The organism is Prauserella halophila (genome assembly GCF_024171895.1).
In the GTDB taxonomy this organism is placed as follows: domain Bacteria; phylum Actinomycetota; class Actinomycetes; order Mycobacteriales; family Pseudonocardiaceae; genus Prauserella; species Prauserella halophila.
In genome coordinates this window covers 178993-192508 of sequence record NZ_JAMTCQ010000011.1, presented here as the reverse complement: position 1 = coordinate 192508, position 13516 = coordinate 178993, and the positions used below count along the sequence as shown (strand labels likewise).

Here is a 13516-nt window from a genome sequence, read left to right as displayed (position 1 = left end):
CCGTAGCGGCCCCGTCCCGCTACTCAGTCTTCATTCCTGGTCCTGCTTCGGGACCAACGGCTGGCGCCTCGGGTGTAGACACTGATGGCTGCGCTGAGCAGACACGCGATGCCGGCGGCCAGCCAGTGCGGGTCCGGGGCTTCGATCCGTCCCAGTGGGATGACGACCTGTGCGGCTTCGGGGGCGAGGTTTTGGACGAGGCAGCCGCCGAGGAACACCAGCAGGGTGAGTACTGCGCCCGTCGTGGCGCCGAGCAGCGAGGCCAGTGCACAGGCAACTGCCGTGATGATCACGACGTTGGCGGGAACGAATTCCCAGGGCACACGTTCGGGTAGCCAGGTAGCGGCGACGAGGACGGGAAGTACGGCTATGGCGGTAGTGGCTAGTGTCAGCATCCCGCACAACAGGCCCACTCGACGGGTGGCCAGGTGTTCCCATTCGTACATGCGTGGCCGGAGCAGGCCCGCCACGATGCATGCGGTGACGATGGGAACGAACTCGATGATCGGAAGGTCTCGAGCTTCGTGAAACCGTGCAAAGTCGACCGGGATGGCACGTCGGGCGAACAGGAGCGACACTACGGTCGCCGCCGCCCACAAAGTGCTGATTGGTAGCGCGGCTCGCGCCCGGAGAAAGAGTCGCAAACCGCCCACTACGCGGCCCCTTGCAACGGCTCACAGTCTGCGAGTTGCTGTCCATGGGCGGCGAGCCAGGCCTGTACCGCTCGTGCGGTGTTCGCCCCGTCGAGAAACTCGCCTGCGGAGGCGGGAAGCCGTTCATCGGCCAATCCGGCACGCTGGCGCAGCCAGATCGCGAGCGCGTGGCGCTCGGCGGATCTGGTTTCGTACTCGTGGAACCTGATTCGGCCGGAATTCAATGCCTTACTGCACGATCTGATTCCTGCGAGATGGCTCGCCACGCTCGACGCTATCGCCCTCTTCAGCGGCGCCGTGGTGTACGGCTGGAATTCCGCGATCGTGTCCGCGTCCGGCGCAGGCAGGCTCGACCCGTACGCAGCAGTCAGGTATTCGGGGCGGCTACCGTATGCCTCGACGAGTGCGCGCACCACGGGCACGGCCGTGTCCAGCATTCGTCGGTGTCCTTGGTGCAGGCAGACGTCCACGCCTTTCACGGACCGGCACGCTTGAGGTGAGGTGTCATCGGCCAGCACGATACGAGGGGGACTGGCGAACGGAACCGAGACCAGCAGCACGACAGCACCCAGTGCGCCGCCAACGCGCCAGCTGACCAACTCGTTCGGCCGGACCCGTCGCGCGAGCATCCCCGCCAGGCCGAGGGTGAACGCGGTGAGCACCAACATGGTCACCAGTCGGTACGCAACAAGAACCGGATTCTCCACGACTCCCAATCTCACCGGACTGCCGAGCGTGGGCACAAACGCAGCGGCTGCGGGTTCCGCGACATTCGGCAGCTGGAACAGCAAGAACACCAGCACCGCAGCTGCCGGCGCCAGGACGGGATAGGGAAGTGCCGTACCCAAGACAGGCCCCAGGGCGACAGCCAGACCCATTCCCACCGGGCCAGTGAGCGCGGCAAAGACATCGATGCTTCCGTAGCTCGCTGTCGCGGTCATGTACACGAACAGCGGAATGAACGGCACCAGATACGCCGCAAGCATCCAGATCAGTAGGAGCGTGAAGCTGCGCAGCACTGATACGTGCCCTACGCGGGTTGCGGTCGGCAGCGCCAGTAACACCCTGCGCCCCGCCAGGTTCGAGCAATAGAAATACGACGCCATGGTGGCGATCGGACCGGCCAGAAGCAGTTGGTCGTGCACCGCCGCCGACACGCTCGGCCATCCCACCGGCATGTCGAACAGCCCCACCAGTCCGAAGGCAACCATCACCGCGATTGCGACAGCCGGTAGCAGCACACTCAGCAGCGGCATCGGCCATGCGGCGGATCCAGTGCGTCGTGTCATCCTTCGGGCCACCCATGCCGGAGAAAATGATCGTAGGCACGTTCCAGCTTCGAACCGCGAGCGCTGTCGCTAGGAGCGTCGTCGATCATGGCTGTCAGCTTGTCCGCCGAGCCGGAGAACTGCATCTGTCCGTCATCGATAATGGCCACTTCATCGCACAGGTGTGCTACGTCCTCGACCAGATGCGTGGACAGCACGACGGTTCGGTCACGACTGACCTCGTGGATCATTTCCCGCAACTGGAGACGTTGGCTCGGGTCGAGACCGACGGTCGGCTCATCCATGATTACAACGGCTGGATCGTGTGCCAACACTGCCGCGATTCCGAGTCGTTGCCGCATACCACCGGACAACGCGCGAGCTCTGGAGCGTTCCCGTTCGGCGAGCCCGACGCGGTCGAGAGCGCGCCTCGCGGCAGGAAGGCACTCGGCGTACGGCACACCGTTGAGCCAGGCCGCATACGCCACCGTGTCACGCACGCGCATGGCGGCAACCAACGAGAACCGCTCGGGTAGATAGCCGATAACTTGACGCGCCCCTTGGCGACCCGCAGGGCTGCTCAAGTCATGTTCGCCGACCAGCACCGAACCCGTGCGAACCCGATTCATCGTGACCAGCAGCGATAACAGAGTCGTCTTACCCGCCCCGTTCGGCCCCAGCAGGCCTGTGATTCCGGGGCGTACGTGCCACGTCAAACCCGACAGGACCTGACGTGTCCCGTACGCATAGCTGACACCCTCTACTCGGATATCCACACGCGATCCTTCTGCTGGGGCCGAACTGTCCGCAGATGGGCAGACACCCATCCATCGTGCTCCACTCCTGCCGGTTATGTGGCGGATCACCCAGACCAGGCCGCTACGGCCCTGTCCTGCGGGCTGACCTGCGCCCGCCTGCAGTCCGGAGCAGGTCAGGATTCGTCTCCGTCCGATGGTTCGCCGTCCGATGGAGCTCCGTCCGGTGACGTGTCATCGGGTGATGCGCTGCGGGAGAGGAGTTCCCGCAGCACGAGCTCGCGGAGGGTGGCCGGATCGTCGCCGGCGTCCAGCACCGCGGTGTGCACGCGTCGGAGTACGCCGTCCACGGCCACACGCTGCCGGTCGGCTTCGGCCGCCCGGGTCCGTAGCCGTTCCGCGCCGCCGCGCACGTCCGCCAGCTCCGCGCGCACGGCGGCGAGGTCCTGCTCGGCCTGCTGCCGTGCGGCCGCGGCGTCGTCGAGTCGCTGCACGAGGTCCTGTTCTCGCTGCGCGGTCTCGCGCAGCGCGGCGCGGGTCTCGTCGAGCTGGGTGGTGGCGGTCGTCAGCCGCTCGGTGAGGCTCTGTTCCAGATCACGGCTGCGCGCCCGATGTTCGTCGAGCGCCGCCTGCGCGGTGTCCCGTTCGCCGGTGCGCTGCGCCAGTTGTCCGCGCAGGTCGTCGAGGCGTTCCGTGAGCTCCTCGACCCGGGCGCGGACGACCTTGTTCTGATCCTCGGCGGTGCGGGCCCGCTCGGCGGTCGCTTCGACCGTCGCCTCGGCCCGCGCCTGCGCGAGCGCGGCGGCTTCGGCGGTCGCGGTGGCCTGCTGCGCGGTGTCCTGCGCCGCATCCGCGGTGTCCTGTGCCGCGTCCGCGTCGGCCCGTGCCCGATCGGCCTCGGCGACGGCCTCGTCCCGGAGGCGATCGGATTCGGCCGCGCGTTCCTCCGCGTCGGCCTGCGCGGTCCGGGCCTGTTCGGCGGCACTGTCCGCCTCGTCGGCCCGGGTGGCTGCGGCTGTCAGTTCGTCCTGCACGCGTGCCGTGACGTCCTCGAGCGCGCCGCCGAGTGCTTGCAGCGGCTCCAGGATCTGCCCGGCGGCTTCGGCGAACGTGTCGGTCGCGTCGCGCAACGCCGTCGGGGGATCGGTGTCGCCGAGTGCAGTGCGGAGCGCGTGTTCGGCGGCCGCCAGTTGCTTGCACGTCTTGTCGCCCGGCCACCGGCGGTCCGGGCAGAACTCGTAGGGCCGTCCGCCGCGTGGCCCCGGCGGCGGCAACGGCCGCCGGCAGTGCCGGAAGCCGCACTGCGCCGTCTGCGGGTCCGTCACGTGCACCGTCACACTTTCCGCGCTCATACAGCCACTCTAGTTGTCGATTATCTATCACTTAACTCGGGTTCTGGTTTAACTAACCGCAACACAGGACAGCTACAGAAGATATATTTTGTAGCTGAGTGAACTGACGGTTCGTAGACCGCAACCAGAGGCGTGCAGAACCCCTCGATGGACGGGGAACGGGCCCCACTCAGCCGGTACGAACGCCGCCTCGCCGGCAGGCAGCCAAGGCAGGGCAGGGCAGGGCCGCCGTCCCGGACGTGGTGTCCCGTGGGGCAGGGAGCCGCTCCCGCCGCGAACGTCAGGCGGGGACGAACTCCTCGGTCATGGCGCGGCCTGCGGCCGGAGCATCCGAAGCTCCACGAGAGTTGCCGCTGCACAGGACGCAGGAGGAAACAAGACTCCGGGAGCCGGCCCGATAGAACGGGCTCGGCTCAACCGGCATGAAGAATTGGAGTTGCAGCAGGCTGTGGCCGCCGCTTCGATGTGCGCCCGGTGGCGGGCAGCGTGGTCATGTCGGCGAGCGTGCTGCCGGACCAGATCGATTCGGCCCGTCTCAACCGCACCGCATAGTGGCGAGCGCGGGAGTTGTGTCCGGTGACACCGCAATTCCCGGCCCGTACGCGAGGTACGGGCCGGGAAGACACTCAGCGGAGTATCAGGCCACGCGCACGACGTCGGCCTGCGGGCCCTTGGGGCCCTGGCTGACGTCGTAGGTCACCTGCTGGTTTTCCTCGAGGGTCCGGAAGCCGGCCGCATCGATGGCCGAGTAGTGCACGAACACGTCCGGGCCGCCCTCGTTCGGGGCGATGAAGCCGAAGCCCTTTTCCGAGTTGAACCACTTCACAGTTCCGTTTGCCATGACTGTCTCCTTCGGGAGCTGGGGGTATGACGGAGCAACCACACTGTGTGGAGGCCCGGGCCGTGGATCTCAGACGGCGGCTTACTCCAGCTACAACCAAAGAAAGAAACTCGCCCGCATCAACATCCTGCGAGCATGCACAGAACACGAACCCAGAAAAACAACGACCGCCGTTCACACTACACGACTCGCGTGCCGTCAGCACCCCTGCTTGTGCCCGAGGAGTCTCGCGACCTACGATCAGGACAGTCGTACAGGGCGACTGCTCAGGAACCGGTTCAGTCATCGTACTGTGCAGTCATTGTGGGGAAGTGGGTGAACGATGGCCTCTCCGGCGGCGGAGCGCGGGCACGAGGTGCGGCAGCGACTGCTGGCCGCGGCTGCCGAGCTCATTCCCGAGCGTGGCTGGGCGGCAGTGAGCACCCGGGTCCTGGCCGAACGGGCGGGGGTGACGCCCAGCGTGGTGCACTACCACTTCCCGTCCCTGCCGGCGTTGCTGAACGAGGCTTCGGTCGGTCTCCTGCGGCAGGTACTGACCGAGGTGGAAACACGGCTGGACACGGCGAGCACTCCCGCCGAAGCGGTTGACGCGATGCTCGCGTCGGCCGACGCATACACCGGGGCCGATTCGATGTCGCGACTGGCTGTCGAGGCCTACCTGGCCGCAGGCCGGGACGAGAGTCTGCGCGAACAGCTCGTCGGCGTGGTCGAAGGATTCCGGCAGCGGTTGGGCCGTCGGCTGGGTGAGCAGGGGGTGTCCGCACCCGACGAGACCGCCGCTGTCCTGCTGGCCGCGGTCGACGGCCTGTTGCTGCATCGCGGATCGGGTGCCGGCCCGGACGCCGGGCCCGTGGCGCCGGTGCTGCGCAGGCTCGTCAGCTAGGCACTCGTCAACCAGGCAAAGGAGCCGGCGTGGAGATCGTCAAGAAGGTTCAGCCCCCGAAAGGGCTGGCGCGGATCCTGTTCCGCCTACCGCTGCAGCTCTACCGGGTGGGCCTCGGGTGGCTGTTCGGCGGCCGCCTCATGGTGGTCAACCACGTCGGCCGGGTCACCGGCAAGCGACGGCAGGTCGTCCTCGAGGTGATCGCCCGCAATGTGAACGACGGCAGCTATGTGGTCGCGTCCGGGTGGGGACCGGCGGCGGCCTGGTACCGCAACCTTCTCCACACGCCGGACGTCACCATCCAGGTCGGCAGGCACACGATCCCGGTGACGAGCGTGCCGCTGGCCAGGGACGAAGGAGCGGACATCATGGCGCACTACGCGTCCCGGCACCGCGTGGCGGCGAAACACCTGCTTCCTCGCCTGATGGGCTTCAGGGTCGACGGTTCCGAAGCCGATTTCCGGGCCGTCGGGCAGCACATGCCGTTCGTCCGGTTCGTCCCGCGGGCCTGAGCGCGCCTCCTGTATCGGCCATCGGCAGAGGAACTGGTGCGGACCGAACGACTCGGGCCTCGCGGAAAGCCTGCCGCACAGGTACACAGGGGATCGAGATAGGAGGCCGGGGTGCGAGTCCTTCTCTTCACGCATGGCACTCGGGGCGATGTCCAGCCCTTCGTCGCGTTGGCGACAGGTTTGCTCGCCGCGGGGCATGAACCGGTACTGGCAGCGCCTGCGGCGTTCGGACCCTTCGTCGAACGGCATGGAGTGCGCTTCGCGGCGTTGGACGACGGTCCGAACCGGATGTTGGACGAGCCCGGGCGCCTGGAGCCGGTGCTCACAGGCAAGGGCGGGAACGGGCGACGGGTCGCGACGATGCTGCGTGTCATGCGGGAGGCCAAGCCGGCCATGGCTCGCGTGCTCACGGACATGGCTTCCGCGGCCGATGGTGGTGCCGATCTCGTGGTCCATCAGGCCAACAGTCCCGCCCATCACATCGCCGAGTACCTGGGCGTGCCCGCGGTTCCGGTCGGTCTGCAGCCTGTCTGGGCGCCCACGCGTGCGTTTCCGAACCTGATGCTGCCGATGCGGGTTCCCGCGGTGTGCAACCGCATGTCCTACCGGCTCACCGCGCTGGCGTTGCGCTCGTTCGCCGGTGCGATCGACAGGTGGCGGCGCGACACCTTGGGGCTGTCCCGGCGCCGCTGTCGCCACGACTCCCTGCGGCGCCCGGACGGCACGCCGGCCACCCTGTTGCAGGCCTTCAGCCGGCACGTCGTGCCACCGCCCGCCGACTATCCGTCCTGGGTGCACACCACGGGGTTCTGGTTCCTGGACGCGGGCGAAGACTGGGATCCCTCGCCCGAGTTGACCCGGTTCCTCGCGGCAGGGACACCACCCGTGTTCATCGGCTTCGGCAGTATGCCCAACACCGATCCGGCTCAGGTGGGACGACTGGTCACCGAGGCCGTACGCCGGGCCGGGGTGCGTGCGATCCTCGCCTCCGGCGGGGGCGGCCTACGACTGGAGGAGCAGGCCGACGACGTGCTGGTCGTCGACCAGGTGCCGCACGACTGGATCTTCCCCCGCGTCGCCGCTGTCATCCATGCCGGTGGTGCCGGCACCACCGGCGCGGCGGCTGCCGCCGGTCGTCCTCAGGTCGGTTGTCCCTTCCACGTGGAGCAACGGTTCTGGGCGCAACGTCTGCACGCCATCGGTCTCGCCCCGGAGCCCGTCCCGGTGCGAGATCTCGACGTCGACGCACTGTCGGAAGCCATCCGGCGCGCTGTCACCGACGACGCTCGGACGCAACGTGCGGAGGAAGTGGCACGGCAGATCCGGGCCGAACGCGGGCTCGCCCGAGCCGTCGAACTACTGGAGTCGGAGGCGGCCGGTACATGACGGCAACCGAGGCCCACCGTCGGCACGGATCCTGTGCGGCGGGGTCAGGCGGGTGCGAATTTGTCGGTGGCCTCCAGCAGGACGTCGAGCGTGCCCGGTTCGTCGAAGGCGTGGCCGGCGTCGGGCACGATGACCAGTTCCGAGTCGGGCCAGGCCCGGTGCAGGTCCCACGCGCTGATGGGCGGTGTGACCACGTCGTAGCGGCCCTGCGCGATGACGCCGGGAATGCCGGCCAATCGGTGTGCGTCGCGCAGTAACTGGCCGTCCTCCAAGAAGCAGCGGTGGCGGAAGTAGTGCACCTCGATCCGCGCGAGCGCGGCCGCGTGGTCGGGGTCGGTGAAGCCGGTGATGAACTCCCGGTTCGGTTGCAGGTAGGCCGTGTCGGCTTCCCACTGTGCCCAGGCGATGGCCGCCGATGTGCGGACCGATTCGTCCGGGTCCGACAGCATCCGGTGGTAGGCCTCGATCAGATCGTCGCGTTCGTCGTGGGGGACGGGCTCCAGGAGCTTCTCGAACCGGTCGGGAAACAGGAATGCGGAGCTGCCGCGGTAGCCCCAGTCGAGTTCCTTGCGGCGTGCTGTGAACACACCGCGCAACACCAGTTCGGTGACGCGGTCGGGGTGCCTTTCCGCGTAGGCCAGCGCCAGTGTGCTGCCCCACGAACCGCCGAACACCTGCCATCGATCGACGCCGAGGTGCTCGCGCAGGCGTTCCATGTCGGCGACGAGGTGCCAGGTCGTGTTCCCGGTCAGGTCGGCGTCGATCCGCCCGGCGTTGGGCGTGCTGTTGCCCGCGCCGCGTTGGTCGAACAGCACGATCCGGTATCGCTCGGGGTCGAACAGACGTCGATGGCCGGGCCTGCACCCTGATCCCGGGCCACCGTGGAGGAACACGACGGGCTTACCCGCGGGGTCACCGCACTCTTCCCAGTAGAGCTCGTGGCCTCCACCGACGGGGAGCATTCCCGTGGTGTGCGGCTCGAGGTGCGGATACAACTCACGCATCACATCTCCCATTCACGATTCTGCCCCGGGCGCCTGGACCACCCGGGTTCCCGCGGCGCGGTCGTGCAGGGCCCGGCGCAGCGGGTCGCGCCAGGCCATCACGATGCTCACCAGTGGGATCACCAGCGCCAACGTATACGTGACGCCGACTGTGACAGGTGCATCCACGGCCAGGATGAGCCTGGCGACAGCGAGGTGCGCGAGTTGCCACGGAAGCAGCTTCACCGCGTTCCGCACCGCGACCCGGCCGTAGGAGGCACGGCCGCCACCCGCGTCCACCACGCGGAGCCGCGCGCGCCGTTTGCCCCAGCCGGCTCCGGCACGACCGCCCTCACCGATGGTGAAGTACAACCACACGGGGAACACGGTCAGCAGCAGCGCCGCGGCATCGACCGCCCCGAGCGGAGGGGACGGCGACACGAGCGCCGGTCCGGACACCGACCGCACGAGGAATCCCAGCACCGTCAAGCCGGCCAGCCATCCCACGATGGCGGCGTAGTCCCACAGCGAAGCACGCCACCGAGCACCGCCCGGTGCTCGACGGACCGGGATCTCGGCGCTCGCCATAGGCGCAGGGTAACGGCGCGGCACTGCTCGCGGTGGCACTTCCGCGGCGAACGAGCGGCGCCGTCGGCGGCGCGCGGGCAGTGGATCGGACCTCAGCGGGGTGTGACCGGCTCCGGGGTGGGCCGCTTCGGGGTGATGCCGTCGCCGGAGGAGGTGCCGGTCAGCCTGCGGTGGATCCAGGGCACGACGTGGCTGCGGATCCACCGCAGGTCCTCGCGCCGCCGCTGGGCAGGGGCCGCGGCAGGGACGGGCGGCAGCTCGGCCGGTCGCGGCAGGTCCCGGGCGCCGAGGACGTCGAGCACGGCCGTGGCCACGGCCCGGTGGCCGTGCGGGCCGAGGTGGATGCGGTCGTCGGACCACATCCGGCGGTCCCGCAGCTCCCGCATCGCCCACATGTCCACGACGAGTGCGCCGTGCTGCGCGGCGATGAGCCGGACGTGTTCGTTGTAGACCGCGGTGCGGCCCCGCATCTTCCGGAACACCGGGTCCTCGACCCCGTCCACACCGGTGAACAGCACGACCGTCGCCCCCGAGGCGGCGAGTTTGCCGACGGCTTCGTCGTAGGCCTCGGCCAGGCGGTCGACGTCCGGTCGTGGCCGCATCAGGTCGTTGCCGCCCGCATAGAGCGTCACCAGGTCCGGGCGCAGCGCCAGCACGGGGTCGAGCTGTTCGGCGAGCACCTGCTCGAGCAGCCGGCCCCGCACAGCCAGATTCGCGTAACCGAGGGCCGGGGTCGCCGCGGCGAGGGATTCGGCCACGCGGTCCGCCCAGCCGCGGACCCCGTTCGGGTAGGCGGGGTCGTCGTCGCCGACCCCTTCGGTAAACGAATCTCCGACTGCGACGAACCGTTCGAACATGGCGCCGACTGTACTCAGCGGGCGCCTGTGACCGGACACCCACCGACCCTACCGGCGGAGGTTCCTTCCGCGGCCGCCGTCACCGTTCTCGTGGCGCAACCACCGGTTCAAGAAGCTCGCCTCGGGCTACAAGCGGACGCATCCCGATGCGCGTCCGGCTGTAACACCGTCGTCGCACCGATGCCGGGTGCCGGGCTCACGGGCGAGCCCGGCACCCTCTCGTGTGGTCACGGCCGAACCGGGTCAGACCGGCAACAGCTCGAAGTCGCCGAAGTCGAAGCCGGGGGAGACGATGCACGACACCAGCGCCTCGGTGTCACCGGCGGGCCTGGCGGTCTGCCACACGCCCGCGGGCACGAGCACCTGCAGGTGCTGGCCGTCCTCGACGGCCGGTCCCAGTGTGTAGGTCTGCGGCGCGGAGCCGGGTGCGTCGCCGGCACCGCCGAGCTCCACGGTGAGCGGCCCGCCGCGGTGCCAGAGCCACAGCTCGTCGCTGCGGACCCTGTGCCACGCCGATTCCTCTCCCGGGGCGAGCAGGTAGTGGATGCCGGTGGCCGCGGCGCGGTCGCCGGGATAGCCCTCCGGGCGGAACGTGTGTCCGGCGACCCAGGTCTGCCGGTACCAGCCGCCTTCGGGGTGGGGTTCGAGGTCGAGGGCCGCGGCGAGCGGCGGTCGTTGCGGAGTCGACATGGCCGCGGAGTCTAGTCCGTACCCCGAGGGGCGGGACGGCTGCGAGAGCCGTCCCGCCCCTCGGGGTGGCAGCCGTGCCGCTGGCTTCGATCAGGCCCGCGGCGCGTCCGAGTCACCGGCAACACCATCACCCGAGCCTGCTTCGCCGGGGGCCGTATCGCCGGGGACCGTGATGTCCCGGGACCGGCGGTTCCCGGGACCGTGCCCTGACGCGGGACCGCCGTCGGTGGAGTAACCGAGGTCGAAGTCCTGCCTGCCCTCGTCGGCGCCCACGCGGACCGTTGCCGTGGCGGGGCCGTAGCCACTGGCGATGACCGTGTAGTGGCCGTGTTCCACGTCGTCGAACCGGTAGGTGCCGTCGGAGGCGGTCATCGTCACCGCGGCGACCTCGCCGAGCTCGTCGAGCAGGACCACGCGGGCCTCGGCGACCGTCGCCCCGCTGAGCTCCGAGCGCACGGTGCCGTCGAGCCGGCCCGCGGCGCTGAGTTCCACATCCTGGGTGACGCGCTCGCCGGTGGCCAGGCGCACCGGGGCGGCCTGCGGCCGGTAGCCCTGCGCCGTCACGGCCAGCGTGTAGGTCCCGCCCGTCACGTCGGGGAAGCGGTACCAGCCGTCGCCGCCGGTGAGGCTCGCGTCGAGCACGTCACCGCCGACGTCGGTCAGCACGACCGTCGCTCCGCCCACGGGCCGGGCCTGCGGGGTGCGCACCCGGCCGCTGACCTGGCCGGAACCGGCCAGCGCGATGTCGCGCTGCAGCGGGGTCGCACCGAGTTCGACCGACTGTGCCGAGGGCTGCAGCTGCTCGGCGGCCGCGATGAGGATGTAGCGCCCCGGTTCGCGCGCACCGACCCGGAACGTGCCGTCCTGTCCGCTCCGGGACAGGTCCACCTGCGTGCCCGAGACGTCGGTGAGCGTGAGCGTGGCCCCGGCTGCCGGTGTGCCCGCGACGGTGACGACACCGTGCACCGCAGCGGGCCGGTCGGCGGTGGACCCGTTGCGCCCGGCGGCCGCGAGCGGCGACGTGAGCGGTTCCGGTGCCGGGCGCGTTGTGGGGGAGTCGTCCGCACCGGCGGCTCCCGTCGCGGCGACCGGAACCGCGTCGTGGGCCGGACTCTCCGCCTCGCCGGTTGCGGTGCCGTCCTGTGATTCGGTCGGCTGTGGCTCGTCCAGGTCCAGTGTGCTGCGTAGCGGTGTCTCCTTGATGAACACCACGGCGAGGAACGTGACGACCGCGACGGCGGCACCGATGAGGAACACGTCGCCGATGGCGTCGCCGTAGGCCGACCGCACGATCGCCTGCACGGGTGCGGGCATCGCCTCGACGTCGAGGGTGGTCCCGCCCGAGCCGCCGGTGGCGCCGCCGCTCATCGGCATGCCGCGTGCGGCCGCCGCCTCGGCGATGTAGTCCGACACGTTGTGCGCGAGCACCGCGCCGAGCGCGGACACGCCCGCTGAGCCGCCGAGGGTGCGGAAGAACGTCACCACGGCGGTGCTGGAGCCGACGTCGCGCATGCCGACCGTGTTCTGCGCGACCAGCACCAGGTTCTGCATGAGGCAGCCGGTGCCGATGCCCATCAGCGCCAGGTAGACGCCCATCTGGGCCAGGTTGATCTCGCTGTCGATCGTGCCGAGCAGGCTCAGCGCGACGACGAGGATCAACGCACCGCCCACCAGGAACGGCTTCGTCCTGCCGATGCGGGACACGACCTGGCCGGAGATCGTCGTCGACAGGAACATGCCGAGCACCATCGGCATGGTCATCAAGCCGGCTTCGGTGGGCGAGTAGCCGCGCGCGATCTGGTAGTACTGCGCCAGGAACACCGCGCCGCCGAACATCGCCGTGCCGACCGCGAGTGTGCCGATCACCGTGAGCGAGAAGGACCGGTTGCGGAACAGCCTCAGCGGCACGACCGGTTCGGCGACCCTCGACTCCACGAACACGGCGAGGATCAGCGCGACGGCGGCTCCGCCGAGGAATGCGGCGGTCGTGGGCGACCACCAGTCGAACTCCTTGCCCGCGAGCGAGACCCAGATCAGCACCAGGGCGACACCGCCGACGATCAGCGTCGCGCCGAGCCAGTCGATCTTCACGTCCCGCTTGATCACGGGCAGCTTGAGTGTCTTGCCGAGCACGATCAGCGCGATCACGGCGACGGGCACGGTGACCCAGAAGCACCAGCGCCAACCGAGTGGCGAGTCGACGATGATGCCGCCGAGCAGCGGGCCCGACACCGTGGCGACGGCGAACGTCGCGCCGATGTAGCCGGAGTAACGGCCGCGCTCCCGCGGCGAGATCATCGCCGCGATGACGGCCTGGATCAGTGCCTGCAGGCCGCCCATGCCGATGCCCTGGACGGCACGGTAGGTGATCAGTTCCGGCATGGACTCGGCGAAACCGCCGAGGACCGAGCCGACCGTGAAGATCACGATCGCGAGCTGGTACAGCAGCTTCTTGCTGAACAGATCAGCCAGTTTTCCCCAGATCGGCGTGGTGGCCGTCGAGGTCAGCAGCATCGCGGTGATCACCCAGGTGTACTGGCTCTGGGTGCCCTCGAGATCGGCGATGATGCGGGGCAGGGCGTTGGAGACGATCGTCGACGAGAGGATCGCGACGAGCAGCGCGAGCAGCAGGCCGGTGAAGGCCTGCATGATCTCGCGCTTGGACATCGTGGCGTCGGCATCCTCGACGGTCTGGGCGTGCGCGGACGTGGTGAACCCCCTGAGTACGGACAGAGTTGTGACGACGAG

Annotated in this window: 13 protein-coding genes; 3 read left to right on the top strand and 10 right to left on the bottom strand. The window is 69.3% G+C overall.

Going from position 1 to position 13516, the window contains the following annotated elements; genetic code table 11:
- Window positions 1–23: 23 nt before the first annotated feature.
- The 5 genes from LY41_RS15770 to LY41_RS15750 all read right to left on the bottom strand — a co-directional run bounded on the left by LY41_RS15770 (window position 24) and on the right by LY41_RS15750 (window position 4869).
- On the bottom strand, window positions 24–578 hold the full coding sequence (locus LY41_RS15770; protein ID WP_253864784.1) for a hypothetical protein: 555 nt from the start codon (window positions 576–578) through the stop codon (window positions 24–26).
- 74 nt (window positions 579–652) lie between these two features.
- Window positions 653–1909 carry a hypothetical protein gene (locus LY41_RS15765; RefSeq protein WP_253864783.1) on the bottom strand — a complete coding sequence of 419 codons (1257 nt, stop codon included), beginning with the start codon at window positions 1907–1909 and terminating at the stop codon, window positions 653–655.
- A 29-nt stretch (window positions 1910–1938) separates the two neighbouring features.
- Window positions 1939–2697, bottom strand: a complete 759-nt coding sequence (locus LY41_RS15760; protein WP_253864782.1) for an ABC transporter ATP-binding protein — start codon at window positions 2695–2697, stop codon at window positions 1939–1941.
- A gap of 155 nt (window positions 2698–2852) precedes the next feature.
- Entirely contained in the window at window positions 2853–4028 is a 1176-nt protein-coding gene (locus LY41_RS15755) for a coiled-coil domain-containing protein (protein WP_253864781.1), read from the bottom strand.
- 637 nt (window positions 4029–4665) lie between these two features.
- Window positions 4666–4869, bottom strand: coding sequence for a cold-shock protein (locus LY41_RS15750; RefSeq protein ID WP_253864780.1), 204 nt, complete (start codon window positions 4867–4869; stop codon window positions 4666–4668).
- A 322-nt stretch (window positions 4870–5191) separates the two neighbouring features.
- On the opposite strand from LY41_RS15750, the gene LY41_RS15745 reads away from it, so the two are divergent.
- From LY41_RS15745 to LY41_RS15735, 3 genes are all read left to right on the top strand, one after another.
- Entirely contained in the window at window positions 5192–5752 is a 561-nt protein-coding gene (locus LY41_RS15745) for a TetR/AcrR family transcriptional regulator (RefSeq protein ID WP_253864779.1), read from the top strand.
- A 29-nt stretch (window positions 5753–5781) separates the two neighbouring features.
- The gene (locus tag LY41_RS15740) at window positions 5782–6264 is read left to right on the top strand and encodes a nitroreductase family deazaflavin-dependent oxidoreductase (RefSeq protein WP_253864778.1); all 483 of its coding nucleotides are present in this window, start codon (window positions 5782–5784) and stop codon (window positions 6262–6264) included.
- A 111-nt stretch (window positions 6265–6375) separates the two neighbouring features.
- On the top strand, window positions 6376–7650 hold the full coding sequence (locus LY41_RS15735; protein WP_308292258.1) for a glycosyltransferase: 1275 nt from the start codon (window positions 6376–6378) through the stop codon (window positions 7648–7650).
- 44 nt (window positions 7651–7694) lie between these two features.
- On the opposite strand, the gene pip is transcribed toward LY41_RS15735, so the two are convergent.
- The 5 genes from pip to LY41_RS15710 form a co-directional block, all read right to left on the bottom strand.
- Complete coding sequence (gene pip / locus LY41_RS15730; protein ID WP_253864776.1) at window positions 7695–8654, bottom strand: prolyl aminopeptidase; 960 nt, start codon at window positions 8652–8654, stop codon at window positions 7695–7697.
- 12 nt (window positions 8655–8666) lie between these two features.
- A complete protein-coding gene (locus tag LY41_RS15725) occupies window positions 8667–9221 on the bottom strand; it encodes an RDD family protein (RefSeq protein WP_253864775.1) in 555 nt (184 codons plus the stop codon).
- A gap of 92 nt (window positions 9222–9313) precedes the next feature.
- Complete coding sequence (locus LY41_RS15720) at window positions 9314–10078, bottom strand: SGNH/GDSL hydrolase family protein (protein WP_253864774.1); 765 nt, start codon at window positions 10076–10078, stop codon at window positions 9314–9316.
- Window positions 10079–10321: 243 nt separating this feature from the next.
- Window positions 10322–10768, bottom strand: coding sequence for a cupin domain-containing protein (locus LY41_RS15715; protein WP_253864773.1), 447 nt, complete (start codon window positions 10766–10768; stop codon window positions 10322–10324).
- 90 nt (window positions 10769–10858) lie between these two features.
- Window positions 10859–13435, bottom strand: coding sequence for an MFS transporter (locus tag LY41_RS15710; protein WP_253864772.1), 2577 nt, complete (start codon window positions 13433–13435; stop codon window positions 10859–10861).
- Window positions 13436–13516 lie beyond the last annotated feature (81 nt).